The 26347-nt window shown below is 67.3% G+C and carries 19 protein-coding genes; 13 read left to right on the top strand and 6 right to left on the bottom strand.

Annotated elements, in window-relative coordinates; translation table 11 throughout:
• The first annotated feature begins 115 nt into the window (after positions 1–115).
• The gene (locus GV001_RS13050; RefSeq protein WP_160080490.1) at positions 116–3322 is read left to right on the top strand and encodes a DUF1631 family protein; all 3207 of its coding nucleotides are present in this window, start codon (positions 116–118) and stop codon (positions 3320–3322) included.
• Positions 3323–3338: 16 nt separating this feature from the next.
• Here GV001_RS13050 and GV001_RS13045 read toward each other — a convergent pair whose 3' ends face one another.
• The 4 genes from GV001_RS13045 to xthA form a co-directional block, all read right to left on the bottom strand.
• The gene (locus GV001_RS13045; protein ID WP_160080488.1) at positions 3339–3527 is read right to left on the bottom strand and encodes a hypothetical protein; all 189 of its coding nucleotides are present in this window, start codon (positions 3525–3527) and stop codon (positions 3339–3341) included.
• A complete protein-coding gene (locus GV001_RS13040) occupies positions 3527–4525 on the bottom strand; it encodes a TerC family protein (protein WP_160080486.1) in 999 nt (332 codons plus the stop codon). The genes GV001_RS13045 and GV001_RS13040 overlap by 1 nt, the downstream gene beginning before the upstream one ends.
• Before the next feature lie 343 nt (positions 4526–4868).
• The gene (locus GV001_RS13035) at positions 4869–6245 is read right to left on the bottom strand and encodes a substrate-binding domain-containing protein (protein WP_160080477.1); all 1377 of its coding nucleotides are present in this window, start codon (positions 6243–6245) and stop codon (positions 4869–4871) included.
• 251 nt (positions 6246–6496) lie between these two features.
• The gene (xthA, locus tag GV001_RS13030) at positions 6497–7309 is read right to left on the bottom strand and encodes an exodeoxyribonuclease III (RefSeq protein WP_160080475.1); all 813 of its coding nucleotides are present in this window, start codon (positions 7307–7309) and stop codon (positions 6497–6499) included.
• 133 nt (positions 7310–7442) lie between these two features.
• Here xthA and GV001_RS13025 point away from each other — a divergent pair, with 133 nt between their 5' ends.
• The 8 genes from GV001_RS13025 to GV001_RS12990 all read left to right on the top strand — a co-directional run bounded on the left by GV001_RS13025 (position 7443) and on the right by GV001_RS12990 (position 19447).
• Entirely contained in the window at positions 7443–8087 is a 645-nt protein-coding gene (locus GV001_RS13025) for a GNAT family N-acetyltransferase (RefSeq protein ID WP_160080473.1), read from the top strand.
• A gap of 206 nt (positions 8088–8293) precedes the next feature.
• Positions 8294–9640, top strand: a complete 1347-nt coding sequence (locus tag GV001_RS13020; RefSeq protein ID WP_160080471.1) for a sodium:alanine symporter family protein — start codon at positions 8294–8296, stop codon at positions 9638–9640.
• 57 nt (positions 9641–9697) lie between these two features.
• The gene (gene tpx / locus GV001_RS13015) at positions 9698–10198 is read left to right on the top strand and encodes a thiol peroxidase (RefSeq protein WP_160080469.1); all 501 of its coding nucleotides are present in this window, start codon (positions 9698–9700) and stop codon (positions 10196–10198) included.
• Positions 10199–10356: 158 nt separating this feature from the next.
• Positions 10357–11565: an MdtA/MuxA family multidrug efflux RND transporter periplasmic adaptor subunit gene (locus GV001_RS13010; RefSeq protein WP_160080467.1), complete on the top strand. Its 1209-nt coding sequence runs from the start codon at positions 10357–10359 to the stop codon at positions 11563–11565.
• Positions 11562–14654 carry an MdtB/MuxB family multidrug efflux RND transporter permease subunit gene (locus GV001_RS13005; RefSeq protein ID WP_160080465.1) on the top strand — a complete coding sequence of 1031 codons (3093 nt, stop codon included), beginning with the start codon at positions 11562–11564 and terminating at the stop codon, positions 14652–14654. Before GV001_RS13010 ends, GV001_RS13005 begins: the two co-directional genes overlap by 4 nt.
• 85 nt (positions 14655–14739) lie before the next feature.
• Entirely contained in the window at positions 14740–17847 is a 3108-nt protein-coding gene (locus GV001_RS13000; protein WP_160080463.1) for an efflux RND transporter permease subunit, read from the top strand.
• Entirely contained in the window at positions 17844–17984 is a 141-nt protein-coding gene (locus GV001_RS12995; RefSeq protein ID WP_160080461.1) for a hypothetical protein, read from the top strand. The genes GV001_RS13000 and GV001_RS12995 overlap by 4 nt, the downstream gene beginning before the upstream one ends.
• A complete protein-coding gene (locus tag GV001_RS12990; RefSeq protein ID WP_160080459.1) occupies positions 17981–19447 on the top strand; it encodes an efflux transporter outer membrane subunit in 1467 nt (488 codons plus the stop codon). The genes GV001_RS12995 and GV001_RS12990 overlap by 4 nt, the downstream gene beginning before the upstream one ends.
• Before the next feature lies 1 nt (position 19448).
• On the opposite strand, the gene GV001_RS12985 is transcribed toward GV001_RS12990, so the two are convergent.
• Positions 19449–20108 carry a glutathione S-transferase family protein gene (locus GV001_RS12985; protein WP_160080457.1) on the bottom strand — a complete coding sequence of 220 codons (660 nt, stop codon included), beginning with the start codon at positions 20106–20108 and terminating at the stop codon, positions 19449–19451.
• Positions 20109–20339: 231 nt separating this feature from the next.
• On the opposite strand from GV001_RS12985, the gene GV001_RS12980 reads away from it, so the two are divergent.
• The 4 genes from GV001_RS12980 (at position 20340) to GV001_RS12965 (ending at position 24977) form a co-directional block, all read left to right on the top strand.
• Positions 20340–20729 (top strand): DUF2946 domain-containing protein, encoded by a 390-nt coding sequence (locus GV001_RS12980; protein ID WP_160080455.1) that lies wholly within the window; start codon positions 20340–20342, stop codon positions 20727–20729.
• 81 nt (positions 20730–20810) lie between these two features.
• Entirely contained in the window at positions 20811–22976 is a 2166-nt protein-coding gene (locus GV001_RS12975; protein WP_160080453.1) for a TonB-dependent siderophore receptor, read from the top strand.
• A 16-nt stretch (positions 22977–22992) separates the two neighbouring features.
• Positions 22993–24525: a PepSY domain-containing protein gene (locus GV001_RS12970; protein WP_256664999.1), complete on the top strand. Its 1533-nt coding sequence runs from the start codon at positions 22993–22995 to the stop codon at positions 24523–24525.
• Positions 24516–24977, top strand: coding sequence for a copper chaperone PCu(A)C (locus GV001_RS12965; protein ID WP_160080451.1), 462 nt, complete (start codon positions 24516–24518; stop codon positions 24975–24977). The genes GV001_RS12970 and GV001_RS12965 overlap by 10 nt, the downstream gene beginning before the upstream one ends.
• Positions 24978–24980: 3 nt before the next feature.
• Here the strand turns inward: GV001_RS12965 and GV001_RS12960 are convergent, their stop codons facing one another.
• The gene (locus tag GV001_RS12960; protein WP_160080449.1) at positions 24981–26270 is read right to left on the bottom strand and encodes a glycosyltransferase family 4 protein; all 1290 of its coding nucleotides are present in this window, start codon (positions 26268–26270) and stop codon (positions 24981–24983) included.
• Positions 26271–26347 lie beyond the last annotated feature (77 nt).

The raw sequence follows: 26347 nt of genomic DNA, 5'->3' as shown, positions 1-26347 counted from the left end.
CTGCGGGCCTTGGCGTTTCTGCTGGCGGCGCGATGGCGAATGCCACCTGCGTAATCCCAAGTGATGGCTATAGTGGTAGAGCAGTAGCAGAGTCATTACAGGATGTAGGGGGCGTATGTTGATGCAACAGCGCACTGCAGTCATGGGTGCTTTGTGCCAAGCGGTAAATACGCATTTGGCACCCTGCCTGGAGGCCTTGATCGATGCCTCTATTCGAGCGTTGAAAGAACAGCGTCTGGCGGCACGCAGCAACTTCGAGGCCCAGGGCTGCGAGGATTTTCTGCGCCTGTGCGCTGCGCTGCGCGAGCGCGCCATCCTGGAAACCGTCGAAGCCATCCTGGCCTTGCTGCCTGCAGGCATCACGCCTCAGGGCGTGGCGCCGACCAACGAAAGCGAGTGGCAGCTGGTCGATGATGCCGAAGTGGAGGAAATGCTCGAGGCGCGTCGCCTGGTGCGCCAGCTGCGCGAGTCCCTGGGCGCCATGGAGTGGCGCAACTGCGCCAGGCTGAACACGCTGACCGGAGCGGCGGCCAAGGACCGCGAGAGCCCACTGTCGCTGGAGTTCATGGTGCGCGAGCTGCAGACGCAGCTGCATTTGCGCGAGCAGTTGCCCGCGGTGCGCGAGCTGTTCTACGCGGTGGCGGCGAAGGAACTGGGGCACGTGCTGCACGCCTACCTCAAGCAACTGGATACGGTTTTCAGCGAATTCCAGATCGAACCGTGGATCGATCCGGCCGTGCACCCGGCCGAGGAGCGCCGGCGCGCGCGCGCGCCCAGCAAGGCGCCGGATGCGCCCTACCAGGCCATCCAGCAGCTGCGTGCGGTGGGCAGCGGCGCGGCCGGATCGCCGCCGGCCAACGCCGCGGTGGCGGTGCCGGCGCTGGATGGCGCCTTGTTGCAACAGGCGATGGCCCAGGTCAAAGGCCTCAGCCCACCGCCGCAAGGCTGGTCGGCCGAGGACTTTCTGCACCAACTGGGCGCCGCCGGGGCCGTGCTGTCACCGCGCCAGCGCGACGACGCCGGGGTGGTGGCCGAGTTGTTCCAGCACATCGAGCAGGAGCAGGGCATCGCTGCGGAGATCAAGCCGGCGCTGCGCCGTCTGATGGCGCCCGTGGCCCAGGCGGCGATGCTCGAACCCGCCGCCTTTGCCGATGCCACCCACCCGGTGCGGGCGACCCTGGACAAGCTGATCCGTCTCTGCGAGTTTTCCGACCCGCCCAATCACGTCCTAGAGCAGCGCGTACAGCAGCTGATCGAGGGCATCGTCGAGGATTACCAGGGCGACAGCACGGTGTTCAGCCGCAGCCACGAGGAGCTTGAACAGCTGCTGGCCGTGCAGCAGCGCGCCTACCACAACAACGCCGAGCGAGTGCGCCAGTACAACCGTGGCCGCGATGCCTTGCAGCAGGCGCGGGAGCAGGTGGGCCGCGAGCTGGCAGGGGTGTTCGGCGAGCAGGCGCCCCAGGTGCTGCTCGACTGGCTGGAGGCGGGGTGGCGCGACCTGCTGGTGCATGAACTGATCCGCCATGGCCAGGACGGCAGCGAATGGCGGGATGACCTGGCGCTGATCCGCCAGCTCAATGACCGCCTGCGCGCGCCTGCCGGGGGCGGCGAATCGGCCCCGCTGCTGGAACAGCTGCGCCAGCGCATGGAGAGCTTCCAGCCGGGCCAGTACCGGCATACGCCAGTGCTCAAGCAGCTGCAGCGGCAGCTGGCGGGCGAACAGGCGGTCGAACTGGTTGAGCAGGCCGAGCCGGCGCCCGAAGCACCGCTGCACAGCCCGGACCCGGCCTTGCAGCGCTGGCGCGAACGGCTGCAGCAGCTCGGCGAAGGCGACTGGCTGGTGACGCAGCGCGGGCAGCATCTGCAGCTGGTCTGGGCCAATGCGGCCAGCGATCACTATGTGCTGGTCGACCGGCAAGGGCGCGAAGCCGGCAGCTTCACCGCCCAAGAGCTGACCCAGCAGCTCGCCGCCGGCTGGATCGGCAGTTCCGCGCCCGATGGCCAGGGGCTGATCCAGGATCATCTGGAGAACATCGTCGGCAAGCTGTACCGCGATATCGCCTATGCCCGCAGCCACGATGAGCTGACCGGCCTGTTCAATCGACGCAGCTTCGAGGCGACGGCCGCGAAGGCCCTGGCCAGCAATGAGCCCTGCGCCTTCATCTACGGTCATATCGACCAGTTCAGCGTGCTCAATTCCAGCTTCGGCCCCATGGCCGGCGACACCTACCTCAAGCAGGCGGCCAGCCTGCTGGCCGAGCAGCTGCCCGCGGCGGCAACCCTGGCCCGCGTCGGCGGGGTGGATTTCGCCGTGGTCGTGCCGCAGGCCGACCTGCCGCACGCCAGGCAGCTGGCCGAGCAGCTGCGCGCCACCATCGAGGCCAACCCGCTGGAGTGGCAGGGCCATTCGCACGGGGTGACCATGAGCCTGGGCATCGTGCTGACCAGTGAATGCCACGATGTCATCAACCTGTTCCGCGACCTGCAGATCGCCTGCAATACCGCCAAGGAATTCGGCCGCAACCGCACGCACATCTACACCGACGAGATCGATGGCGCCCGCACGGGCCTGATGGCCATCGCCGGCCGGGTGGACGACATAGTCGAGCGCGGCGAACTCAGCCTGCGCGTGCAGCAGATCGCCCCAGCCGCCGCCAGCGATACGCAACTGCCGCATTATGAAGTGCTGCTGGTGATGGAGAACGAACTCAAGCTGCTGGACTTCATCAGCGCCGCCGAGCGCTACAACCGCATGACCAAGGTCGATCGCTGGGTACTCAAGCGCGTATTCACCGAACTGGCGCAGTATCCGGGGATCTGGGCGCGCTGCAGTGGGGTATCGATCAACCTGTCCGGCAGCAGCCTGAATGACGACAAGATGCTCGAGTTCATCGAGGCCCTGTTCGAGGACTACCCGGTGCCGGCGCACAAGATCTGCTTCGAACTGACCGAAACCGCCGCCGTGGCCAACCTGACCAAGACCGCCGACCTGGTGCGCTACCTGCAGCGCTTCGGCTGCACCTTCTCCATCGACGATTTCGGCACGGGCTTCTCGTCCTACGAGTACCTCAAGCGCCTGCCGGTGGATTACGTGAAGATCGACGGCAGTTTCGTCAAGGAGATCGAGCGTTCGCCCAGCGATCTGGCCATGGTCAAGTCGATCAACGAGATCGCCCACGTGCTGGGGCGCAAGACCATTGCCGAGTATGTCGAGACCCAGAGTATCCGCGAACGCCTGGTGGCGCTGGGCATCGACTATGTGCAGGGCTACGGCGTGCAGATGCCGCTGCCGCTGGACGCCTTCCTCGCCGGTTGCTAGCCGGCCCGCGGGCTAGCTAGCGCGGATTGCCGTCCTGGCCGTCGCCGGCGGCGAGCTGGCTCAGCCAGCGCAGGCGCTGGTGCAGCTGGGCGGCGAAGGTACGCGCCGCCAGTTCCTCGTGGAAGGTCAGGGCACGGCGCCCGACCTGTACCCGCCACAGCGGGCGGCCCTGGTGTTCCAGGGTTTCGATGCGTACATCCGCCATCAGCGTTCATTCTCCTGATTCTCTGGCCGGTCGCGGGTTTTCAGCAAAGACAGCAGCACGCCGCCCGCCAGCAGGCCAAAGGTTACGCCAAGGGAGAGCAGGGCGGGAATCTTGCCGATCAGGCCGTGCAGGAAAATCTTCCCGCCGATGAAGATCAGCACCAGCGCCAGGGCGTATTTCAGGTAGATGAAACGGTGCATCAGCGCCGCCAGGGCGAAATACAGCGAGCGCAGGCCGAGAATGGCGAAGATGTTCGAGGTGTAGACGATGAACGGGTCCTGGGTGATGGCGAATACCGCCGGCACGCTGTCCACGGCGAACACCAGGTCGGCCAGCTCGATCAGCAGCAGGGCGAGAAAAAGTGGCGTGGCGTAAAGCTGGTGATGGCTGGCGCCCTCCGGCCGCTTGCGCACGAAGAAGCGGCCCTCGTGCAATTCCTCGGTCACCCGCACATGCCGGCGCAGGAAACGCAGCAGCGGGTTCTGCGCCAGGTCCGGGTGATGTTCCTGATGGGCGAACAGCATCTTCACCCCGGTGAACAGCAGAAAGGCGCCGAACAGGTAGAGCACCCAGTCGAACTGTTGCACCAGCGCGGTGCCCAGGCCGATCATCAGCGCCCGCAGCACCACCACGCCGAGGATGCCCCAGAACAGCACCCGGTGCTGGTAGCGCCGCGGCACGCCGAAGAAGCCGAAGATCATCGCCATGACGAACACGTTGTCCATCGACAGCGACTGCTCGACCAGCAGGCCGGTGTAGAACTCCAGCGCACTCTGCGCGCCCAGCTGGTGCCAGACCCAGACGCCGAACAGCAGGCCGACGCTGAAGTAGCCGCTGTACAGCAGCAGGCTCTCGCGCATCTCGATCTCATGTTCGTTGCGGTGCAGCACGCCGAGATCGAGCACCAGCAGGCTGAAGACGATGGCGAAGAAGCTCAGCCACAGCCAGGTGGCGGTGCCCAGTAGCGGGGTGGCAAGAAAAGCCAGCAGGTCGTTCATGGGGCCCTCCCGTCGCTGCCTGCAAGACAGTGACTCCGACATCACGGTGAAGACTCACCGCCAGAGGGGCCCGGTGTCACTGTCTAAAGGCTAGGGTGCAAGCGGGCCCGCGGCAAATGCCCGGGCGTTACAGTTTCTTACGGCGACCTCAGAGCCTGTTTACGATCTCGCGAGCTAGGGATAAACGGTGGCGAAAACGGCCGAGGAAGCGGAGTTTACGAGTGGTAAATGAGCATGACTCGTTTCACTCGCCCTTCGGGTCGCGCTAAAGCGCGCTAGCGACAAGCCGCTTGCCGAGGTTCAACGCCGTTTAGCCGACGCGTAGCAGATCGTAGACAGGTTCTCAGTACACCCACACCTCGACCCGGCGGTTCTTGATCCGCCCTTCGTCGGCGGAGTTGGCCGCGACCGGCAGTTGCTCGCCGAGGCCGATGATGTCGCGCACGATCACGCCGCCGCGGGCCAGGCCACGACGGACTTCCATGGCGCGCAGCTTGGACAGCAGGGCGGCGCGCGCCGGGTCGTTCTTCGGGTCGCCGAAGCCGACCAGCGCCACCTTGTGCTGCAGCTTGCCCTGGCCCTTGAGGAAATCCAGCACGCGCTGGATGTCGCGTTGCGCCTTGTTGTCGAGGGTGGCGCTGTTTTCCTGGAAACGGAAGTTCACCGACAGGCGCTGGGCCTGCTCGGCCAGGTTGCGGTAAGCCTCCGGCATGGCCGGGCTGCCCTGGACCTTGACCGCCTGCACCGTCTGCGCGATGAACCCGCTGTGCTCGACGATCGCCTGGCCGCGCGGGCTATGGGCGAACTCGATCAGCGCCTTGGCCCAGGGGTTGGCCGCCTGCGGCGCGCTGTAGAGGAACAGGCGACGCGACAGCGGGTAGTCCTCGGTGGCGATCAGCGTGGCGCCGGGCAGCATGGGCTGCGACTCACCGGCGGCGATGGCCACCGCCTTGCTCTGGCGGATATAGGGCAGGCCGATGAAACCGATGCCACTGGGGTCCTGGCTGACGCCGTCGGACAGCTGGTTGCTCGACTCGAAACGCTTGGCGCCGGCAGCCAGGGTCTTGCCGTTGGCCGCCAGGACCAGCTCCTTGAAGGTGTCGAAGGTGCCGGACTTGTCGTCGCGGGCATACAGGGTGATGGCGCCGCCGCGGCCACCGAGCTGCTCCCAGGTCTTGATTTCGCCGGCGAAGATGGCGGCGAGCTGGGCGGTGCTCAGCGCCTGCAGCGGGTTGCTCGGGTGCAGGATGATGGCCAGGCCGTCGATGGCGATCACCTGTTCGGCCGCCAGGCTGCGCATGTCGCCCAGATTGGCCAGGCTGGCCGCTTCGGCGTCCTTGATCGGCCGCGAAGAGGCGGCCAGGTCGGCGCTGCCGTCCTGCAGGGCGACGAAGCCGGTGCCGGAACCATGGGCGGCAACCGTGATGCCGATCTGCCGGCCGCTGCCATCGATGGCCAGCACCTGCTGCTCGTTTTCCACTGCCGAGGGTTCGACGCGGATCTCGCGCAGCCCCTGCTGCTCGAACAGGCCCTGCACCAGGGCCGGGCCGAGCTTGGCGCCGATGGTGTTGGAACCCTGGATGCGCAGCACGGTGCCGGCATTTTCCGGCGTGGCGGCGAACACCGACCAGGGCAGGGCGTAGCAGATGAAACCGAGCAGCAGCCAGGCGTAGGCATGGCTCCAGGATTGCCGATCACTAACGGACAGGGCGCGCGACATGCAGCAGGGACCTTCTTCGAGGGAGGGAAAGTGCCGCGCAGAATAAGACGGTTAGATTGCAGTCCGGTTACAGCGACCGCTCTGGATCAGGCATTTCAGCCAGTCTGCCGGAGAGCCCCGCGGCCGCTTGGGTAGGTTGGTGTTGAGCGTAGCGAAGCCCAACAGGTGGTCAGGATCGTTGGGCTTCGTCGCGCTGCGCCTCAACCCAACCTACGAGGCATCACCAATGGCCACCCGCCGGTGGCCTTGGTTCACTCCAGTTCCAGCCAGATCGGTGCGTGGTCCGAGGGTTTTTCCATGCCGCGCAGTTCGTAGTCGATGCCGGCGTCCTTGAAGCGCGCCTGCAGCGCCTGGGTGGCGAGGATCACGTCGATGCGCAGGCCGCGCTTGGGCTCGTCCTCGAAACCGCGGCTGCGGTAGTCGAACCAGCTGAAGCGGTCGTTCACCGCCGGGTTGAGCTGGCGGAAGCTGTCGACCAGGCCCCAGCCCTTGAGGGTGGCCAGCCACTCGCGCTCCTCCGGCAGGAAGCTGCACTTGCCGGTCTTCAGCCAGCGCAGGCGGTTCGGCTCGCCGATGCCGATGTCGCAGTCTTCCGGGGAGATGTTGATGTCACCCATGACCACCAGTGCCTGCTCGGGCTTGAACGAGTCGTTCAGCAGGCGCTGCAGGTCGGCATAGAAGCGCTGCTTGGCCGGGAACTTGGTGGCATGGTCGCGGCTCTCGCCCTGGGGGAAGTAGCCGTTCATCACCGTCACCGGGTTGCCCTGGGCGTCGGCGAAGGTGCCGTAGATGAAGCGCCGCTGGGCGTCTTCCTCGTCACCCGGAAAGCCCTTGTGCAGCTCCAGCGGCGCTTGGCGCGAGAGCAGGGCGACGCCGTAGTGGCCCTTCTGCCCGTGGTAGTGCACGTGGTAGCCGAGCTGGCGGATCTCCGCCTCGGGGAACTGCTCATCGGCGACCTTGGTTTCCTGCAGGCCGATCACATCCGGCTGGTGCTTCTCGATCAGGGCCTGCAGCTGATGGGGGCGGGCGCGCAGGCCGTTGATATTGAAGGAAACGATCTTCATGGGCAGCTACCGGCAAAATTAAAACGCGATGCTAGCCCAGTCATCGGGTGACGGCCAGCGTCTGGCGGGCCTCACGGCACGGTGCTACCTTGGTTTTCGACCCGCAAAATCTATAACAAATGAGGTCAGCCCGATGCCCCATCGCACCGCCGAAGTCCGCATGCTCGACCATGGCTACAGCCGCGAGGCCCGTTCGCTGCTGTACCACGCCTACCGCCACGACCCGACCTATGCCTACCTGTTCGAGTGCGAGCGCCCCGGTTTCGACCAGCGCGTGCGCGCCACCGTGCGCGAGCTGGTACAGCAGCATTTCAACGAGGAGCTGCCGGCCATCGGCCTGCTGATCGAGGAGCGCCTGGTCGGCATCGCCCTGATCGCGCCGCCGGTGCGCCGCCTGGACATCACCGAGAGCTGGGGCTGGCGCCTGCGCATGCTGATGACCACCGGTTTCCGCTGCACCAGGCGCTACCTGGAATACCACGATGCGGTGCTCGCCTGCCTGCCGCCGGGGCCCTACCACGTGCTGCCACTGCTTGGCGTGCATCCGGAATTCCAGGGCCAGAGCCTTGGCGAGCAGCTGCTCACGGCGTTGCACAACTGGTGCGCCGAGGATGCCGGCTCCCAGGGCGTGGTGCTGGATACCGGCAACCCGCATTACCTGGAGTTCTACAAGCGCCAGGGCTACCAGGAGATCGGCGAAGTGGCGGTCGGGCCGATCCGCGAGCACGTGTTCTTCCATCCCAACCCCCATCCGGCACCGCAACGGGCTACGGCCTGAGCAGGCCGGCTGCACACAAGTCTCCTGGTTCGTGCAAGAATCCGCGGCGGCGTTGCGAGCGTCTGCCGCGGGCCTTGTTGCATGTCGTTCGTCGCGGTGCCAACCATCGTCTGACGACGGCTGATCGCGGATCGCCGCCTTACCGGCAGGCGCATCCAGTCCAGGCGCGTTACCCGCGTGCCTTACAAGAAAAAGGAGCGTGACCGATGGAGACCCTCAACTCGCTAGTCAATCAGATCAACGGCCTGGTCTGGGGCCCGCCGATGCTGGTGCTGATTCTCGGCACCGGCCTGATCCTGATGCTGATGCTCAAGTTCATGCCCGTGCTGCGTATCGGTAGCGGCTTTGCCCTGATGTGGCAGGGGCGCAAGAAGGGCGACGCCAGCAGCGGCGAAATCAGCCCGTTCCAGGCGCTGATGACCTGCCTGGCGGCCACCGTCGGTACCGGCAACATCGCCGGGGTGGCCACCGCGATCTTCCTCGGCGGCCCTGGCGCGCTGTTCTGGATGTGGTGCACGGCGCTGGTGGGCATGGCCACCAAGTACTGCGAAGTGGTGCTGGCCGTGCATTACCGCGAAATGGATGACCGCGGCGAACACGTCGGCGGGCCGATGTATGCGATCAAGAACGGCCTGGGCAAGAAGTGGGCCTGGCTCGGCGGGGCATTTGCCGTGTTCGGCGGCTTCGCCGGCTTCGGCATCGGCAACATGGTCCAGGTCAACAGCATGGCTGACGCCCTGCATGGCTCCTTCGGCATTCCCGACTGGATCACCGGCGTGGTGACCATGGCCATCGTCGGCCTGGTGATCCTCGGTGGCATCCAGCGTATCGGCAAGGTCGCCGCGACCCTGGTGCCGATCATGTGCGTGGCCTACATCATCGCCGCCATCGTGGTGCTGGCAGTCAATGCCGAAGCCATTCCCGGCGCCTTCGCCCTGATCTTCGAATCGGCCTTCAACCCGGTTGCCGCCACCGGCGGCTTTGCCGGCGCGGCGGTGATGGCGGCGATCCGCTTCGGCGTGGCCCGCGGCATCTTCTCCAACGAAGCGGGCCTGGGCACCGCCGGTATCGCCCAGGCGGCCGGCACCACCGACAGCCCGGTGCGTTCGGGCATGATCGGCATGATCGGTACGTTCATCGACACCCTCATCATCTGCAGCATGACCGGCCTGGCGATCATCTGCTCCGGCGTCTGGAGCAGTGGCGCCAGTGGCGCGACCCTCTCCGGGGCGGCCTTCGAGTCGGCCATGCCGGGCATTGGTGGCTATATTCTGACCATTGCCCTGGCAGTGTTCGCCTTCACCACTATTCTGGGCTGGAGCTACTACGGCGAAAAATGCTGGGAGTATCTGGTCGGCATTCGCGCGATCCTGCCGTTCCGCATCCTCTGGGTGCTGGCGGTACCGTTCGGGGCCATCGCTCACCTGGACTTCGCCTGGTTGCTGGCCGACACCCTCAACGGTCTGATGGCCCTACCCAACTTGCTGGCGCTGTTGTTGCTCAGCCCGGTGGTGGTCAAGCTGACCCGCGAGCACTTCGCCCAGAACCGATGATTTACCCGCCGGGCAGCCTTCTGCCCGGTTTCTCACTCGCAAAAAAAGGACACTGAAATGGCTCAAGTAACTCTCCAGGGCAATCCTATCCAGGTCGACGGCCAGCTGCCGCAAGCCGGCCAGCAGGCGCCGGCGTTCAGCCTGGTGGGCAAGGACCTTTCCGACGTGAGCCTGGCCAGCCTGGCCGGCAAGCGCAAAGTGCTGAACATCTTCCCCAGCATCGACACGCCGACCTGCGCCACTTCGGTGCGCAAGTTCAACGTTGAGGCGAGCAAGCTGGCCAACACCCTGGTGCTGTGCATCTCCGCCGACCTGCCGTTCGCCCAGTCGCGCTTCTGCGGCGCCGAAGGCCTGGACAACGTGATCAACCTGTCGAGCATGCGCGGCGCCGAGTTCTTCAAGAACTACGGCGTGGCCATCGCCAGCGGCCCGCTGGTCGGCGTCTCCGCCCGCGCGGTGGTGGTGCTGGATGAACACGACAAGGTGCTGCACAGCGAGCTGGTCGGCGAAATCGCCGACGAGCCGGACTACGCGGCGGCCATTGCCGCACTGAAGTAAGACCTGCAATACCTTGAAACGGCCTGCCTAGCAGGCCGTTTTCTTTTGCGCCTCGAACACTTGGTTACGTCAATCGAGGGTAAATGGGCGGTAAAGACCCTTTGCTTGGCCGCCGAGAGTGCTTATCGTTCACGCTCCCAAGGAAAGTGACCCGGACCATGCCTGATATTCGCTCTGCATCGCGCTCTTACCGCCCCTGGCTGATCGCCCTGGCGCTGCTCGCCGTCGTCCTGCTGCTGTGGTGGCTGTGGCCGGCGAAGCCGCTGGAGAAGGGTGGCCGCGGCGGCCCCTGGGGGCGCGACAGCGGGCCGGTGCCGGTGCGGGTGACCCAGGTCAGCCAGGGCGACTTCAATATCGAGCTCAAGGCCCTGGGCACGGTGACCGCGCTGAATACCGTGAACGTACGTAGCCGGGTGGATGGCGAACTGGTCAAGGTGCTGTTCGAGGAAGGCCAGCTGGTCAAGGCCGGCGACCTGCTGGCGCAGATCGACCCGCGCGCCTACCAGGTCGCCCTGCAGCAGGCTGAGGGCACCCTGGCGCAGAACCAGGCGCAGCTGAAGAACGCCGAGATCGACCTGGCTCGCTATCAGGGCCTGTACGCCGAGGACTCCATCGCCAAGCAGACACTGGACACCCAGGCCGCCCTGGTCGGCCAGTACCGCGGCACGCTGAAGAGCAACCAGGCTGCGGTCGCCGAGGCGCGCCTCAACCTCGAATTCACCCGCATCCGCGCGCCGATCGACGGCCGCCTGGGCCTGCGCCAGATCGACGTAGGCAACCTGGTCAGCAGTGGCGACGCCACGCCGCTGGTGGTGATCACCCAGGTCAAGCCGATCTCGGTCAACTTCACCCTGGCCGAGAATGACCTGCCACCGGTGCTGGCTCGGGTGCGCAAGCAGGAAACCCTGCGCGTGCAGGCCTGGGATCGCGGCGAGCAGCAGCTGCTGGCCGAAGGCGTGCTGCACAGCCTGGACAACCAGATCGACGTCGCCACCGGCACGGTCAAGCTCAAGGCGCGTTTCGACAATGCCGGCGAGAGCCTGTTTCCCAACCAGTTCGTCAACGTGCGCCTACGCGTGGAGACCCGCCAGGACGCCACCCTGATTCCTTCGGCGGCGCTGCAGTACGGCGCACGCGGCACCTTCGTGTTCCTCCTCGATCAGGACGACAAGGTGCAGCTGCGCAACGTCGAAGTGGGCGCCAGCGACGGCGCGCTGACCCTGGTCAGTGCCGGCCTCAAGGTCGGCGAACGCCTGGTGCTGGAAGGCACCGACAAGCTCAAGGAAGGCAGCGTGGTGCAGGTGGTCGGCGAACCCGGCGCCCTGGCCCAGCCGGCCGCCAAGACCGAGCAGAAGCACGACGCATGAATGTTTCACGCCTGTTCATCCTGCGTCCGGTCGCCACCACCCTGTTGATGGTGGCGATCTTCCTCACCGGCCTGATCGCCTACCGCCTGCTGCCGGTGTCGGCGCTGCCGGAGGTGGATTACCCGACCATCCGCGTGCTCACCCTGTATCCCGGCGCCAGCCCGGAGGTGATGACCAGCGCGGTGACCGCGCCGCTGGAGCGCCAGTTCGGCCAGATGCCGGGCTTGAAACAGATGTCCTCGACCAGTTCCGGCGGCGCCTCGGTGATCACCCTGCGCTTCACCCTGGAAGTGAACCTGGACGTGGCCGAGCAGGAGGTGCAGGCGGCGATCAACGCGGCGAGCAACCTGCTGCCCAGCGACCTGCCGGCACCGCCGGTGTACAACAAGGTCAACCCGGCCGACACCCCGGTGCTGACCCTGGCGATCAGCTCGGCGAGCCTGCCGCTGACCGAAGTGCACGACCTGATCGACACGCGTATGGCGCAGAAGATCGCGCAGATCAGCGGCGTCGGCCTGGTCAGCCTGGCCGGCGGTCAGCGCAAGGCGGTACGCATCAAGGTCAACCCCGAAGCCCTGGCCAGCCATGGTCTCAACCTGGCCGACGTGCGCACGCTGATCACCGCCAGCAACGTCAACCAGCCCAAGGGCAACTTCGACGGCCCGACCCGCGTTTCGCAGCTGGACGCCAACGACCAGCTGGAGTCGGCCGAGGCCTACCTGGACCTGATCCTCAAGTACGAGAACGGCGCCGCGCTGCGCCTCAAGGACGTCTCGACCGTTATCGACGGCGCCGAAAACGAGCGCCTGGCCGCCTGGGCCGACCGCAACCAGACCGTGCTGGTCAGCATCCAGCGCCAGCCGGGGGCCAACGTCATCGAGGTGGTCGAGCGCATCCAGAAACTGCTGCCGCAGATCACCGCCAGCCTGCCGGCCAGCATCGAGGTCCAGTTGCTCACCGACCGCACCCAGACCATCCGCGCGGCCATCGACGATGTGCGCTTCGAGCTGATCCTGGCCATCGGCCTGGTGGTGCTGGTGACCTTCCTGTTCCTGCGCAAGCTGTCCGCCACCGTGATTCCGTCGATCGTGGTGCCGCTGTCGCTGATCGGCACCTTCGGCGTGATGTACCTGGCCGGCTTTTCGGTCAACAACCTGACCCTGATGGCCCTGACCATCGCCACCGGCTTCGTGGTCGACGACGCCATCGTCATGCTGGAGAACATCGCCCGCCATCTGGAGGAGGGCGAGACGCCGCTGAATGCCGCGCTCAAGGGCGCCAGGCAGATCGGCTTCACCCTGATCTCGCTGACCTTCTCGCTGATCGCGGTGCTGATTCCGCTGCTGTTTATGGCCGATGTGGTCGGGCGGCTGTTCCGCGAGTTCGCCATTACCCTGGCGGTGGCCATCCTGATCTCCCTAGTGGTGTCGCTGACCCTCACTCCGATGATGTGCGCACGCCTGCTCAAGGCCGAAAAAGAGGAAGAGCAGGGGCGTTTCTACCGCGCCAGCGGCGCCTTTATCGACGGCCTGATCGAGCGCTATGGCGTCGGCCTGCAATGGGTGCTCAAACACCAGCCGCTGACCCTGCTGGTGGCCCTCGGCACCCTGGCGCTGACCGTGGTGCTGTACCTGGCGGTGCCCAAGGGCTTCTTTCCGGTGCAGGACACTGGGGTGATCCAGGGTATTTCCGAGGCGCCGCAGAGCATTTCCTTCGCCGCCATGAGCGAGCGCCAGCAGCGTCTGGCCGAAGTTATCCTGCGCGATGATGCGGTGGCCAGCCTGTCGTCCTATATCGGCGTGGATGGCGACAACGCCACGCTCAACAGCGGCCGGTTGCTGATCAACCTCAAGCCCCATGCCGAGCGCGAGGTCAGCGCCAGCGAAGTGATCGAGCGTCTGCGTCCCGAACTGGCGGCGATTCCCGGCATCGCCCTGTACCTGCAGCCGGTGCAGGACCTGACCATCGAGGACCGGGTCAGCCGCACCCAGTTCCAGTTCAGCCTGGAATCGCCGGATGCCGCGCTGCTGGAGGAGTGGACACCCAGGCTGGTCGAGGCCCTGAGCGAGCAAGCCGAGCTGCGTGACGTGGCCAGCGACCTGCAGAACCGCGGCCTGCAGGTGTACCTGCGGATCGACCGTGACGCCGCCTCGCGGCTTGGTGTCAGTATCAGTGCTATTGACGATGCGCTGTACGACGCCTTCGGCCAGCGGCAGATCTCCACCATCTTCACCCAGGTCAGCCAGTACCGCGTGGTGCTGGAGAGCGCCGGCGCCGGCGAGCTCGGCCCGCAGGCCCTGCAGCAGGTGCATGTGGCGACCGCCAGCGGCGGCCAGGTGCCGCTGGCCTCCCTGGCGCGCATCGACGAGCGCGCAGCCAGCCTGCTGGTCAACCATATCGGCCAGTTCCCGGCGGTGACCCTGTCGTTCAACCTGGCCAGTGGCGTGTCGCTGGGCGAGGCGGTGGCGGTGATCGAGCAGGTGCAGCAGGACATCGGCCTGCCGGCCGGCATCCAGAGCCAGTTCCAGGGCGCCGCCGAGGCCTTCCGCGCCTCGCTGTCGAGCACCCTGCTGCTGATCCTGGCGGCCATCGTCACCATGTACATCGTGCTCGGCGTGCTCTACGAGAGCTACATCCACCCGATCACCATTCTCTCGACCTTGCCCTCGGCCGGGGTCGGCGCCTTGCTGGCGCTGCTGCTGAGCGGCAACGACCTGGGCCTGATCGCCATCATCGGCATCATCCTGCTGATCGGCATCGTCAAGAAGAACGCCATCATGATGATCGACTTCGCCCTGGAGGCGGAGCGGCAGCAGGGCATGGCGCCCGAGGCGGCGATCTACCAGGCCGCGCTGCTGCGTTTCCGCCCGATCCTGATGACCACCCTGGCCGCGCTGTTCGGCGCCATCCCGCTGATGCTGGCCAGCGGTTCCGGCGCCGAACTGCGCCAGCCGCTGGGCCTGGTGATGGTCGGCGGCCTGCTGCTCAGCCAGGTGCTGACGCTGTTCACCACGCCGGTGATCTATCTGTGGTTCGATCGCCTGTCGCGTCGCTATTTCGGTCGCAGCGCGGCGGGGGTGACAGCGTGATTGTTCTTTGTAGGAGCCAGCTTGCTGGCGATCCGGTCACCAGCAGAAGCATCGCCAGCAAGCTGGCTCCTACAGGTGCATGGAAATGAACATCTCCGCGCCCTTTATCCGCCGGCCGGTGGCCACGCTGCTGCTGAGCCTGGCGATTCTGCTGCTCGGCTGGGTCAGCTTCGGTCTGCTGTCGGTGGCGCCGCTGCCGAAGATGGATTTCCCGGCCATCGTGGTCAACGCCACGCTGCCGGGCGCCAGCCCGCAGGTGATGGCCTCCAGCGTGGCAACGCCGCTGGAGCGATCGCTCGGCAGCATCGCCGGGATCAGCGAGATGACCAGCCGCAGCAGCCAGGGCAGCACGCAGATCGTCATCCTCTTCGACCTCGAGCGTAACGTCGACGCCGCCGCCCGCGAGGTGCAGGCGGCCATCAACGCCGCGCGCAACCTGCTGCCCAGCGGCATGCGCAGCATGCCCACCTACAAGAAGTTCAACCCCTCGCAGGCACCGATCATGGTGCTGTCGCTGACCTCGCCACTGCTGGACAAGAGCCAGCTGTACGACGTCGCCTCCACCGTGCTGGCGCAGAAACTGGCCCAGGTGCAGGGCGTCGGCCAGATCCAGATCGGCGGCAGCTCGTTGCCGGCGGTGCGGGTGGAGCTGCAGCCGCGCCTGCTCGACCAGTACGGCATCGCCCTGGACGAGGTGCGCAGCGCCATCGCCACGGCCAACCTCGACCGACCCAAGGGCGCCGTGGAAGACGCCAGCCGCCACTGGCAGATCCAGGCCAACGACCAGCTGGAAAAGGCCGCCGACTACCAGCCGCTGATCATCCGCTACCAGAACAACGCGGCGGTGCGCCTGAGCGATGTGGCTACGGTCCGCGACTCGGTGGAAAATCGCTACAACAGCGGCTTCTACAACGACGACGACTCGGTGCTGCTGGTGATCAACCGCCAGCCCGGCGCCAATATCATCGAGACCATCGAGGACATCCGCGCCGAGCTGCCCGGGTTGCAGGCGGTGATCCCGGCCAGCGTGCAGCTGGAAGTGGCGATGGACCGCTCGCCGGTGATCCGCGCCACCCTGCACGAGGCCGAGCGCACCCTGCTGATCGCCGTGGCGCTGGTGATCCTGGTGGTGTTCGCCTTCCTCGGCCGCTGGCGCGCCGCGCTGATCCCGGCGCTGGCGGTGCCGGTGTCGCTGGTCGGCACCTTTGCGGTGATGTACCTGCTGGATTTCTCCTTGAACAACCTGTCGCTGATGGCGCTGATCATCGCCACCGGCCTGGTGGTGGACGACGCCATCGTGGTGCTGGAGAACATCTCGCGGCATATCGAGGCTGGCGAGAAGCCCATGGCGGCGGCATTCAAAGGCGCCCAGGAAGTCGGCTTCACCCTGCTGTCGATGAACCTGTCACTGGTCGCGGTGTTCCTCTCCATCCTGTTCATGGGCGACATAGTCGCCAGCCTGTTCCGCGAGTTCTCAATCACCCTGACCGTGGCGATCCTGATCTCCATGCTGGTGTCGCTGACCCTGACGCCGATGCTCTGCGCGCGCTGGCTCAAGGCCGAGGCGGCTGAGCGCCAACCTGGGCGCCTGCAGCGCTTCGGCGCGCGCCTGCAGGAGCGGGTGCTGGACGGCTACGCACGCAGCCTGGACTGGGCCCTGCGTCACTCGCGGCTGACCCTGTGCAGCCTGCTGGCGACCATCGCGTTCAACGTATTCCTGTTCATCGAAGTGCCGAAGACCTTCATGCCGCAGCAGGACACCGGCCAGTTGATCGGTTTCGTCCGTGGCGACGACGGCCTGTCGTTCCAGGTCATGCAGCCGAAGATGGAGATCTACCGCCGCGCGCTGCTGGCCGATCCGGCGGTGCAGAGCGTGGCCGGCTTCATTGGCGGCAACGGCGGGATCAACAACGCCTTCCTGGTGGTGCGCCTGAAACCCATCGGCGAGCGCGGCGTGTCGGCCCAGCAGGTGATCGAGCGCCTGCGCGACAGCGTGCCCAAGGTGCCGGGCGGCCGCCTGATGCTGATGCCCGACCAGGACCTGCAGTTCGGCGGCCGCCAGGGGCGCAGCTCGGAGAACGAATACGTGCTGCTGGCCAGCAGCCTGGACGACCTGCGCGAGTGGCTGCCCAAGGTGCGCGACGCCCTGGCCAGGCTGCCGGAGCTGACCGATATCGACGCCAACGAAGGCGAGGGCGCCCAGCAGATCAGCCTGCAGATCGACCGCGCCACCGCCCAGCGCCTGGGCGTGGACATGGCCATGGTCACCGCGGTGCTGAACAACGCCTTCAGCCAGCGGCAGATCTCCACCATCTACGACAGCCTCAACCAGTACAGCGTGGTGATGGAGATCGATCCGACGTTTGCCGAGTACCCCGAGGCGCTGGACCAGATCCAGGTGATCAGCGCCGACGGGGCGCGGGTGCCGCTGTCCAGCTTCGCCCGCTGGCAGCGCAGCCTGGAGGAGGACCGGGTCAACCACCAGGGCCAGTTCGCCGCGGAAAGCATCGGCTATTCGCTGGCCAAGGACGTCACCCAGGAGCAGGCCAACCTGGCGATCGCCCAGGCGGTGGCGCAGGTCAACCTGCCCACCGAGGTCCAGGGCCTGGTCGGCGGCACCGGAGGGGCATTCCAGGCCGCGGCCAAGGGCCAGCCGCTGATGATCCTCAGCGCGCTGCTGGTGGTCTACATCGTCCTCGGCATCCTCTACGAGAGCTATATCCACCCGCTGACCATCCTCTCCACGCTGCCCTCGGCCGGGGTCGGTGCGCTGCTGGCGATCATCCTCAGCGGCGGCGAGTTCAGCCTGATCTCGCTGCTCGGCCTGTTCCTGCTGATCGGCGTGGTGAAGAAGAACGCCATCCTGATGATCGATCTGGCCCTGGAGCTGGAGCGCCACGACAAGCTCAGTCCGCAGGAGTCGATCCGCCGCGCCTGCCTGCTGCGTTTCCGCCCGATCATGATGACCACCCTGGCCGCCATGCTCGGCGCCTTGCCGCTGCTGCTGGGCATGAGCGAAGGCGCGGAGATGCGCCAGCCGCTGGGCCTGACCATAGTCGGCGGGCTGATCCTCAGTCAGCTCTTGACCCTCTATACCACCCCGGTGGTCTACCTGTACCTCGACCGCCTGCGCCACCAGGTCAACCGCTGGCGCGGCGTGCGTAGCGATGCTGCGCTGGACACGCCCGTATGAAGCCTGCACGGACCTCCAGCCAGCTGCTGACCCGCCATGCCACCCCGGTGGTCTATCTCTACCTCGACCGCCTGCGCCACCGCGTCAACCGCTGGCGCGGCGTGCGCACCGATGCTGCCCTGGATACCCACGTATGAAGCCTTCGCTCCTTCGCCCGCTGTGCCTCGCCGTTGCCGCCCTGACTCTGGGCGCCTGTGCCATCGGCCCCGACTACCAGCGCCCGGCTTCCGCCGAGTCGCTGCAGTTCAAGCAGGCGGCCGGCTGGAAGGCGGCGGCGCCGGCCGACACCCAGCTGCGCGGCAACTGGTGGGAGCTGTACGGCGACGGCGAACTGAACCAACTGATCGAACGGCTCAATGCCAACAACCAGAGCCTGGCCAGCGCGGAAGCCCAGTACCGCCAGGCCAGGGCTCTGGCCCGTGGGGCGCGGGCCGCGTTCTTCCCGACTATTGGCCTGGATACCGGGGTGACCCGCGCCGGCCAGGGCGGCGGCGACAGCACCATCGGCACCACCGGCGGGGTCAGCGTCAGCGGCTCGAATGCCGCGCAGGTCTCCAAGACCTATGACGCCAGCCTCGGCGTGAGCTGGGAAGTGGATGTCTGGGGCAAGCTGCGCCGCCAGCTGGAAGCCGACAGCGCCAGCCTGCAGGCCAGCGCCGCCGATCTGGCCGCCGTGCGCCTCAGCCAGCAGTCCGAACTGGTGCAGAGCTACCTGCAGCTACGGGTGCTGGATGAGCAGAAACGCCTGCTCGACGAGACCGTGGCCGCCTATAAACAGGCCTTCCGCATCGCCGAGAACCAGTACCAGGCCGGCATCGTGCCGCGCTCCGACGTGACCCAGGCGCTGACCCAGCTGAAAAGCACCGAGGCCGATGCGGTCGACCTGGAATACCAGCGCGCCCAGCTGGAACATGCCCTGGCCGTGCTGGTCGGGGTGGCGCCGTCAGAGTTCGAGCTGGCCGCGCGCGAACAGGTGCCGCAGCTGCCGGCGGTGCCGCTGAGCCTGCCTTCCGCGTTACTGGAACGCCGCCCGGATATCGCCGCTGCCGAGCGCCGGGTGATCGCCGCCAACGCCCAGATCGGCGTGGCCAAGGCCGCCTACTACCCGGACCTGACCCTGAGTGCCAGCGGCGGTTACCGCAGCGGCAGCCTCGACGAATGGATCAGCCTGCCCAACCGCTTCTGGTCGATCGGCCCGCAGTTCGCCCTCAACCTGTTCGACGGCGGGCTGATCCGCTCCCAGGTCGAGCAGGCCGAGGCCAGCTACGACCAGACCGTGGCCGACTACCGGCTGACCGTGCTGCAAGGTTTCCGCGAGGTGGAGGACTACCTGGTGCAGCTGGCCGTACTGGAGCGCGAAGCCGTGGTGCAGCAAGAGGGGCTGGACGCCGCGCGCGAGTCGCTGCGGCTGATCCTCAACCAGTACAAGGCCGGCACCGTGGAGTTCACCGACGTGGTCAGCGTGCAGACCAGCGCCCTGTCCAGCGAACGCACGCGCCTGACCCTGCAGGGCAACCGCCTGACCGCCAGCGTGCAGCTGGTCGCCGCCCTCGGTGGCGGCTGGGATGGCGTGACCGAGCCGATCGAGCCGACCGAATAGTTCAGTCGCGCTCCGGCGCACCCAGCGGGAACAGGTGCCGGTACGGCCGCGCCTCGTCCACCGCACGGGCGAAGGAGGGCCGCGCCAGCAGGCGCTGGCGGTAGGCGCGCAGGGTGCCGAACTCCGGGGCTATCGGCTCTATCCAGTCGGCATAGAACAGCGCCGGCGCGGCGGCGCAGTCGGCCAGGCTGAAGTCGGCGCCGGCGGCCCATTCGCGCCCGGCCATTTTCTTGTCGAGCCAGCAGTAGGCGGTTTGCAGCAGCTGCCGCGCCTGCGCCACGCCCCAGGCATCGCGCTGCGCCTCGGGGCGCAACTGGTCGAACACGCAGGCGGTCATCGGCGTGGAAACATACAGGTCGAAGCAGCGGTCCATGAAGCGCACCTCCAGCGCGTCGTCGGCATCCTCGGGGAGTAGGCGGCTGGCGCCGGGGTAATGCTGCTGCAGGTATTCGATGATGATGCTCGACTCGCTTAGCGCACGCTCGCCGTCGAGCAGCAGCGGGAAACGCCGGAACGGCCAGCGCGCCGCCAGTTCGGCCATGGCCTGCGGGTTTTCCGGGGCGAGCAGGCGCCACTCGAAGGGGATGGCGTTCTCATAGAGGGCGATCAGCACCTTCTGGCAGTAGGACGAGAAGGGATGGGCATAGAGCTGGATGGCCATGGTCGACTCCCTGGGTTGGTCGGGCATGCGCTGAGCATAGTGCCGGGCGCTTCCTGTACTAGTCGTTGCAGCCCTGGGGATTTCGACAGCGCCCTGATGCAATGCTCCACAGCCGCAGAGGGCAGGCCCTGCCTGGCGTACCCTATCGGTGCGCACTGACGCGCGGGTGCGGCAAATGGCCGGGGGCTGCCGGCTTCTATCCTCCGGCGCGGCGGTGGTAGAGTCGCGGCCATGACTCTGACCCGTGACCACCGCACGCTGATCGCCTGGGCGCTGTACACCAGCCTCCTGCTCAGCCTGTTCGCCTGCGGTTTGCATCACGGCCAGGCCAGCGGCCTGCGCCTCAGCGGCCTGCAGGGCGGCTTCTGCGCAGAAGGCAGTAATGTCGCGGCGGTGGACCTGGGCGAGGGCTCGCCGCAGCACCAGGCCGATGCGTTTTCCTGCCCGCTGTGCTCGTCATACGGCCTGGCCGTGGCCCTGCACAGCCACGCCTGGGCCGCGGGCTTCCCGCCGGCCGTCGGCGGCGCGCCCAGCCAGCCGCAACACTGGGCGCAACCGCCGCCGCGCTACCTGTGGCCCTCGCTCAACCCCCGCGCTTCACCCACCGACTTGCCTGCCTGAAACATTCGGCCACGTGCCTGCCTGCGCCTGCGCGCAGGGCGGCCGTAGGCCCGGTTGATTTTTCCTGCACGGAAGTCTTGCATGACCATCAGAACTACCGGCCTGGTGCTGCTGCTCGGCAGCAGCCCGCTGGCGTGGGCCGCCGGCACGCCACTCGATCTGCCCACCAGCACCATCAGCGCCAGCGCCGAAGCCCCCTCCGGGGTGATCCTCGACCAACCGATCAAGACCGGCTCGCGCCTGGGCCTGAGCGCCCGCGAAACCCCGGCCTCGGTCAGCGTCGCCGACCGCGCCCTGATCGAGGCGCGCGGCGCCAAGGACACCCAGGACGTGATCAACGGCATGACCGGGGTCAACGCCTCGGCCAACCCCGGCTATGGCGGTTTCGTCTCCTACCGCGGCTTCACCGCCGGGCAGATCACCCAGCTCTACAACGGCATCGGCATGAGCTACAGCAGCGCCAATCGCCCGGTGGACGCCTGGATCTACGACCGTGTCGAACTGCTCGGTGGGCCCTCGACCTTCCTCTACGGGGCGGGCGCCGTCGGCGGCTCGATCAACTACATCACCAAGCTGGCCAGCCGCGAGGAACAGGCGCTGCAAGGCCGCCTGCGCTATGGCAGTTACGACAGCTCGGAGCTGTCGCTCGGGGTCAACCAGGCCCTGAGCAGCGGCCCCGAACCCCGGCACTTCGCCCGCCTGGACGTCAGCCGCACGGCCGGCGACGGCTACATGGACCGCAACGAGCGCGAGTCCACCAGCACGGCGTTCTCCATCCTCAGCGACCTCACGCCCGACCTCAGCCACACTCTGGCCCTGGAGTACCAGGAGGACCGCGAAGACAGCCCCTACTGGGGCTCGCCGCTGCGCAACCCGGTCGGTGGCACGATGAAGATCGACGAGGATCGCCGCTTCGAGAACTACAACGTCGCCGACGGGCGCTACGAGCAGCGTGTGCGCTGGCTGCGCTCGATCATCGACTACCGGATCGACGACAGCAGCAGCCTGCAGAACACCCTGTACCACTACGACGCCCAGCGCGATTACCGCAACCTGGAGAACTACCGCTACAACGCCGACAACAGCCTGGTCCGGCGCTATTCGGCGCTGCTGCAGCGCCACGACCAGCGGGTCGATGGCAACCGCTTCGAGCTGCGCCACGACAACCAGCTGTTCGGCCTGTTCAGCCAGTGGTCGGCGGGGCTCGACTACTCGCTCAACCGTCAGCGCCTGCACCCCAGCTCGGCGTTTTCCAGTGCCCCGTACGACACGGTGGACGCCGAGCATTTCGACCCCGGCAGCTTCCATGACATCCCCGGGGTCAACGGCGGCCTGCGCAAGCAGCGCAAGCACGAAGTCACCACCCTGGCCGGCTTCCTGGAGAACCGCCTGGAGCTGAGCCCGCGCCTGGCGTTGCTCAGCGGCCTGCGCTACGACCACCTGCACATGGAGGTGAGCAACTACGGCGCGGTGACGCCGACCAGCCCGGCATTCTTCGAGCGCACCTGGGAGCCAGTCACCGGCCGGCTCGGCCTGGTCTACGCGCTGACCCCGGCGGCCAACGTCTACGTGCAGTACAGTACCGCCGCCGACCCGCCGGCCGGCTCGCTGGCCTCGGCTACCTACTCGCAGGTCGGTCTGTACGACCTGACCACCGGCGAGCAGTGGGAAGCGGGCAGCAAGTTCGACTTCCTCGACGGCCGCGGCTCGGCCACCCTGGCGCTGTACCAGATCGTGCGCCGCGACTTCACGGTGAAGGATTCCAGCAACCCCAACCTGACGGTGCAGGCGGGCCAGCAGACCTCGCGCGGTATCGAGCTGGCCGGCAAGCTGCAGCTCACGCCCAAGCTGCTGGCCGAGGCCAACTACGCCTACGTCGATGCCCGCTACGACGAGTTCAACGAGGCCGTCGGCGGCCAGTCGGTGTCGCGCGCGGGCAACAGCCCGAGCAACGTGCCGGACCACGTCGCCAACGCCTGGCTGAGCTACGACATCGCCCCGGCCTGGCAGGCCGGGGTGGATGCCCGCTATGTCGCCTCGGTCTTCGCCGACAACGCCAACAGCCTCAAGGCGCCGGCCTACACCCTGTACGGCGCCTTCGCCCGCTACCGGGTGGACCAGCACAGCACGCTGACCGCACGGGTGCGCAACCTGACCGACGAGGTCTACGCCAGGCAGGCCTACGCCAGCCTCTACTACATGGGCGCGCCACGCAGTTTCGAGCTGGCGCTCGATACGCGCTTCTGAGGCCGCCGGCATGCAGCTGAAACGCCATCTGTACCTGTGGCACCGCCGGCTGGGCATCGTCCTGTGCCTGTTCATGGCGCTGTGGCTGGTGTCCGGGGTGGTCATGCTGTATGTCGGCTACCCCAAGCTGACGCCGGCCGAGCATCTGGCACATTTGCCGGTTTTGCCTGCCAGTGGCTGCTGCGTCGAGCCGGGCCGGGTGGTGGCCGCCGGCACCGCACAAAGTCCGCCAGTGGGCCTGCGTCTGACCAGTATCGGCGGCCGGCCGCGCTATCTGCTCGCCTATGCCGATGGCAGCAGCCGGGCCTTCGATGCCCGCAGCGGCCGGCTGCTTCCCGCGGTGGATGCCGAGCAGGCCCTGGCCAGCGCCCGCCAGTTCGGCGCAGGGGCGCCGGCGCGGTACCTGGACCTGGTCATGGAGGACGCCTGGAGCCGCTCCCGCGCCCTGGACGCGGACCGCCCGCTGCACCGGGTGCAACTGGCCGATGAGGCGCAGAGCCTGCTGTACATCTCCAGCCGCACGGGGGCGGTGGTGCGCGATGCCAGCGCCCGGGAGCGCGCCTGGAACTGGCTGGGCGCCTGGCTGCACTGGCTGTATGCCGCGCGCGACCTGCCCTGGTGGGCAGAGCTGGTCATCTACCTGGCCCTGGCCGCCAGCCTGATGGCGCTGCTCGGCCAGGTGGTCGGGCTGCTGCGCTGGCGCTTCGGCAAACCCTACCGCAGCGGCTCACGCTCGCCTTATGCCGGCGCGGCGCGCTGGCATCATCTGGCCGGGCTGCTGTTCGGCGGCGTGCTGCTTGCCTGGATCTTCAGTGGCCTGCTGTCGATGCGGCCCTGGCAGCTGTTCGACAGTCGCTCGACGCTGAACGTCGCCGACTACCGTGGCGGCGCGCTGACGGCCGAGCAGCTGGCCTTGCCCCTCGACGAGAGCCTGGCAAGGCTGCGTCAGGCCGGCCTGCATGCCCATGAACTGGAGTGGCGCATGCTCGGCGGGCGGGCCTACCTGAGCGCCTTCGATGCGGCCGGCAACAGCCGGGTCATGGGCCAGCAGGCGCAGGACCAGGCGCAGCGCTTGCTGCCCGACGCGACCCTGCTGGCCGCGGCCCGGGCCATGCAGCCGGCGGCGCGCAGCGAAGCCGAGCTGCTGCATGACTACGATGCCTACTACTACGCCAGGGCCGAGCAGAGCATGTACGGCCATTACCCCCGGCGCCTGCCGGTGCTGCGCGTGCGCTTCGACGATGCGGCGGCCACCTGGCTCTATCTCGCCCCGCAAAGCGGCGCGCTGCTGGCCCAGCTCGACAGCCGCGCCCGCGCCAGCCGCTGGCTGTTCAACCTGCTGCACAGCTGGGACTGGCAACCGCTGCTGGAACGCCCGCACCTGCGCGAGGCACTGATCATTCTGTTCAGCCTGGGTGGGCTGGCCATCAGTCTCAGCGGCATACTGCTGGGCTGGCGGCGCCTGTCACGCCTGCGGCGGGCCGGTAAACGGCCACGCCCGGCCCCCACACCTTCGTATATCCCCCAAGGAGAAACACCATGTCCATGAAACACGCCCTCGCGCTCGCCGCCGCGCTGTGCTGCCCGCTGCTGGCCAACGCCCATGACTACGCGGCCGGCGAGCTGCACATCGAGCATCCCTGGTCGCGCGAGATGCCGCCGGTGGCGCCGACCGCCGCGGCCTATTTCATCGTGCACAACCAGGGCGCACAGGCCGACCGCCTGCTCGGCGCCGACACCCCGGTGGCGGCCAAGGCCGAGCTGCACGAGCATATCCACCAGAACGGGCTGATGAAGATGCAGCAGGTCCAGGTGGTCGAGGTGCCAGGCAAGGGCCAGGCCAGGTTCGCGCCGATGGGCTACCACGTGATGCTGTTCGGCCTGCAGCGCCAGTTCAAGGACGGCGAACGCTTCCCGCTGACCCTGCACTTCGAGCGTGCCGGCGACGTGCAGGTCGAGGTCGCCGTGGAGAAGGACGCCCCCGCCGCCGAGCACCACTGAGCCTCAGGCGCCTGGCGCGGGGCGGTTCTTCGCGGCTATCCACTGCGCCATGTACTGGGTGCTCTTGAGCGTGTGGTGGCGCAGCATGCCGCCGACGAAGTTGGCGCGGCGCTCGGCCGCCAGGTTGGAACGCAGGGCCAGCAGGCGCTCGATCAGCGCCTGGCCGGCCTGCCGGCGGTCGAAGCGTGCGCCGAGGATGCGCGCGCCGTTGCCCTGGGCCTGTAGCCACAGCGTCGGGTCCTCATGCAGGGCCACCGCGGCTTCGGCAAAGGCCTGGGCATCCTCGACCACCGCGCCACCCCAGGGCAGCTCGCCGGCCATGCCTTCGCTGCCGATCGGCGTGGTCACGCTGGGCGTGCCGCAGGCCATGGCATCGGCCAGCTTGCCCTTGATCCCGGCGCCGAACCGCAGCGGCGCCAGGCACACGCGGGCCTGGACCATCACCGCATGGGCATCGTCGGCCCAGCCCAGCACATGGAAGCCCTGCCTGGGGTTGTGCAGGGCGGTGGCCTTGGGCGGCGTGTAGGAACCGTAGACATGCAACTGGGCCTGCGGCAGGCGCTGGCGGATCAGCGGCCAGAGCTGCTGCTTGAGCCACAGCACGGCATCCCAGTTGGGCGCGTGGCGGAAGTTGCCGATGCTGAGGAAGTGCGCGCGCTGCTCGAAGGACGGCTGCACGGTGGCCGTGGGGATCAGCATCAGCGGGCAATGGTGGAGCAGGGCGGGCGGCACGCCGAACTGCTGTTGCAGCAGCGCCTGCTCGAAGTCGGAGATCAGCAGGCACAGGTCGCTGCGGTAGATGGCGGCGACCTCGCGCTGGGCCAGGTCCTCCGCGGCCATGGCGGCGAACAGTTCGTCGGGCGTGGCGGCGACGGCTCCCCGTTGCTGTTTTTCCGCCTCGCTGGCGCAGGCCTGCTGCGCGGCTTTCAGCAGGCGCTGACGGGCATCGCGCAGGCTGTGCAGGTCGCAGGTGTCGAGGATGCGCAGGGCATTCGGACAGGCGCGCTCGACCCGCCAGCCGAACTGCTCCTCGCTGAAGAAGCGGTCGAACAGCACCAGATCCGGCTGCAGCTCGCCGACGAAGGCGTCGAAGCTGTCGCAGTTGAGGGTGATCGGCACTTCCGGCACGTCGAGCGCGGCCAGGTCGGCGCGATGCTCGGACAGCGCGGCGGCGCTGGCGAAAGTCACCGGCCAGCCCTGGGCGCGCAGCAGCTCGATCAGCTCGATCATCCGGCTACCCGCCGCGGACGAGCGCGGTTCCGGCCAGACATAGCCGATGATCAGTACGTTCATGTGAGTGCCGCCCAGCCAGTGAAGGGGCGCGAGTATAACCGCAGGTAAAAAAATCCCCACGGGCTGGAGCAGCACCG

It is taken from the genome of Pseudomonas sp. 8AS (assembly GCF_902506505.1).
GTDB lineage: Bacteria > Pseudomonadota > Gammaproteobacteria > Pseudomonadales > Pseudomonadaceae > Aquipseudomonas.
This window is presented reverse-complemented; position numbering and strand designations above follow the sequence as displayed.

Bases quoted from the DNA above. Each gene is read 5' to 3' on its own strand.
- GV001_RS12960 (WP_160080449.1), bottom strand. From the start codon at position 26,270: ATGAACGTACTGATCATCGGCTATGTCTGGCCGGAACCGCGCTCGTCC.
- GV001_RS12995 (WP_160080461.1), top strand. From the start codon at position 17,844: ATGAAGCCTGCACGGACCTCCAGCCAGCTGCTGACCCGCCATGCCACC.
- GV001_RS12980 (WP_160080455.1), top strand. From the start codon at position 20,340: ATGACTCTGACCCGTGACCACCGCACGCTGATCGCCTGGGCGCTGTAC.
- GV001_RS13040 (WP_160080486.1), bottom strand. From the start codon at position 4,525: ATGAACGACCTGCTGGCTTTTCTTGCCACCCCGCTACTGGGCACCGCC.
- GV001_RS13045 (WP_160080488.1), bottom strand. From the start codon at position 3,527: ATGGCGGATGTACGCATCGAAACCCTGGAACACCAGGGCCGCCCGCTG.
- GV001_RS13000 (WP_160080463.1), top strand. From the start codon at position 14,740: ATGAACATCTCCGCGCCCTTTATCCGCCGGCCGGTGGCCACGCTGCTG.
- GV001_RS13005 (WP_160080465.1), top strand. From the start codon at position 11,562: ATGAATGTTTCACGCCTGTTCATCCTGCGTCCGGTCGCCACCACCCTG.
- tpx (WP_160080469.1), top strand. From the start codon at position 9,698: ATGGCTCAAGTAACTCTCCAGGGCAATCCTATCCAGGTCGACGGCCAG.
- GV001_RS13035 (WP_160080477.1), bottom strand. From the start codon at position 6,245: ATGTCGCGCGCCCTGTCCGTTAGTGATCGGCAATCCTGGAGCCATGCC.
- GV001_RS12965 (WP_160080451.1), top strand. From the start codon at position 24,516: ATGTCCATGAAACACGCCCTCGCGCTCGCCGCCGCGCTGTGCTGCCCG.
- GV001_RS12985 (WP_160080457.1), bottom strand. From the start codon at position 20,108: ATGGCCATCCAGCTCTATGCCCATCCCTTCTCGTCCTACTGCCAGAAG.
- GV001_RS13050 (WP_160080490.1), top strand. From the start codon at position 116: ATGTTGATGCAACAGCGCACTGCAGTCATGGGTGCTTTGTGCCAAGCG.
- GV001_RS12990 (WP_160080459.1), top strand. From the start codon at position 17,981: ATGAAGCCTTCGCTCCTTCGCCCGCTGTGCCTCGCCGTTGCCGCCCTG.
- GV001_RS13025 (WP_160080473.1), top strand. From the start codon at position 7,443: ATGCCCCATCGCACCGCCGAAGTCCGCATGCTCGACCATGGCTACAGC.
- GV001_RS13020 (WP_160080471.1), top strand. From the start codon at position 8,294: ATGGAGACCCTCAACTCGCTAGTCAATCAGATCAACGGCCTGGTCTGG.
- GV001_RS13010 (WP_160080467.1), top strand. From the start codon at position 10,357: ATGCCTGATATTCGCTCTGCATCGCGCTCTTACCGCCCCTGGCTGATC.
- GV001_RS12975 (WP_160080453.1), top strand. From the start codon at position 20,811: ATGACCATCAGAACTACCGGCCTGGTGCTGCTGCTCGGCAGCAGCCCG.
- xthA (WP_160080475.1), bottom strand. From the start codon at position 7,309: ATGAAGATCGTTTCCTTCAATATCAACGGCCTGCGCGCCCGCCCCCAT.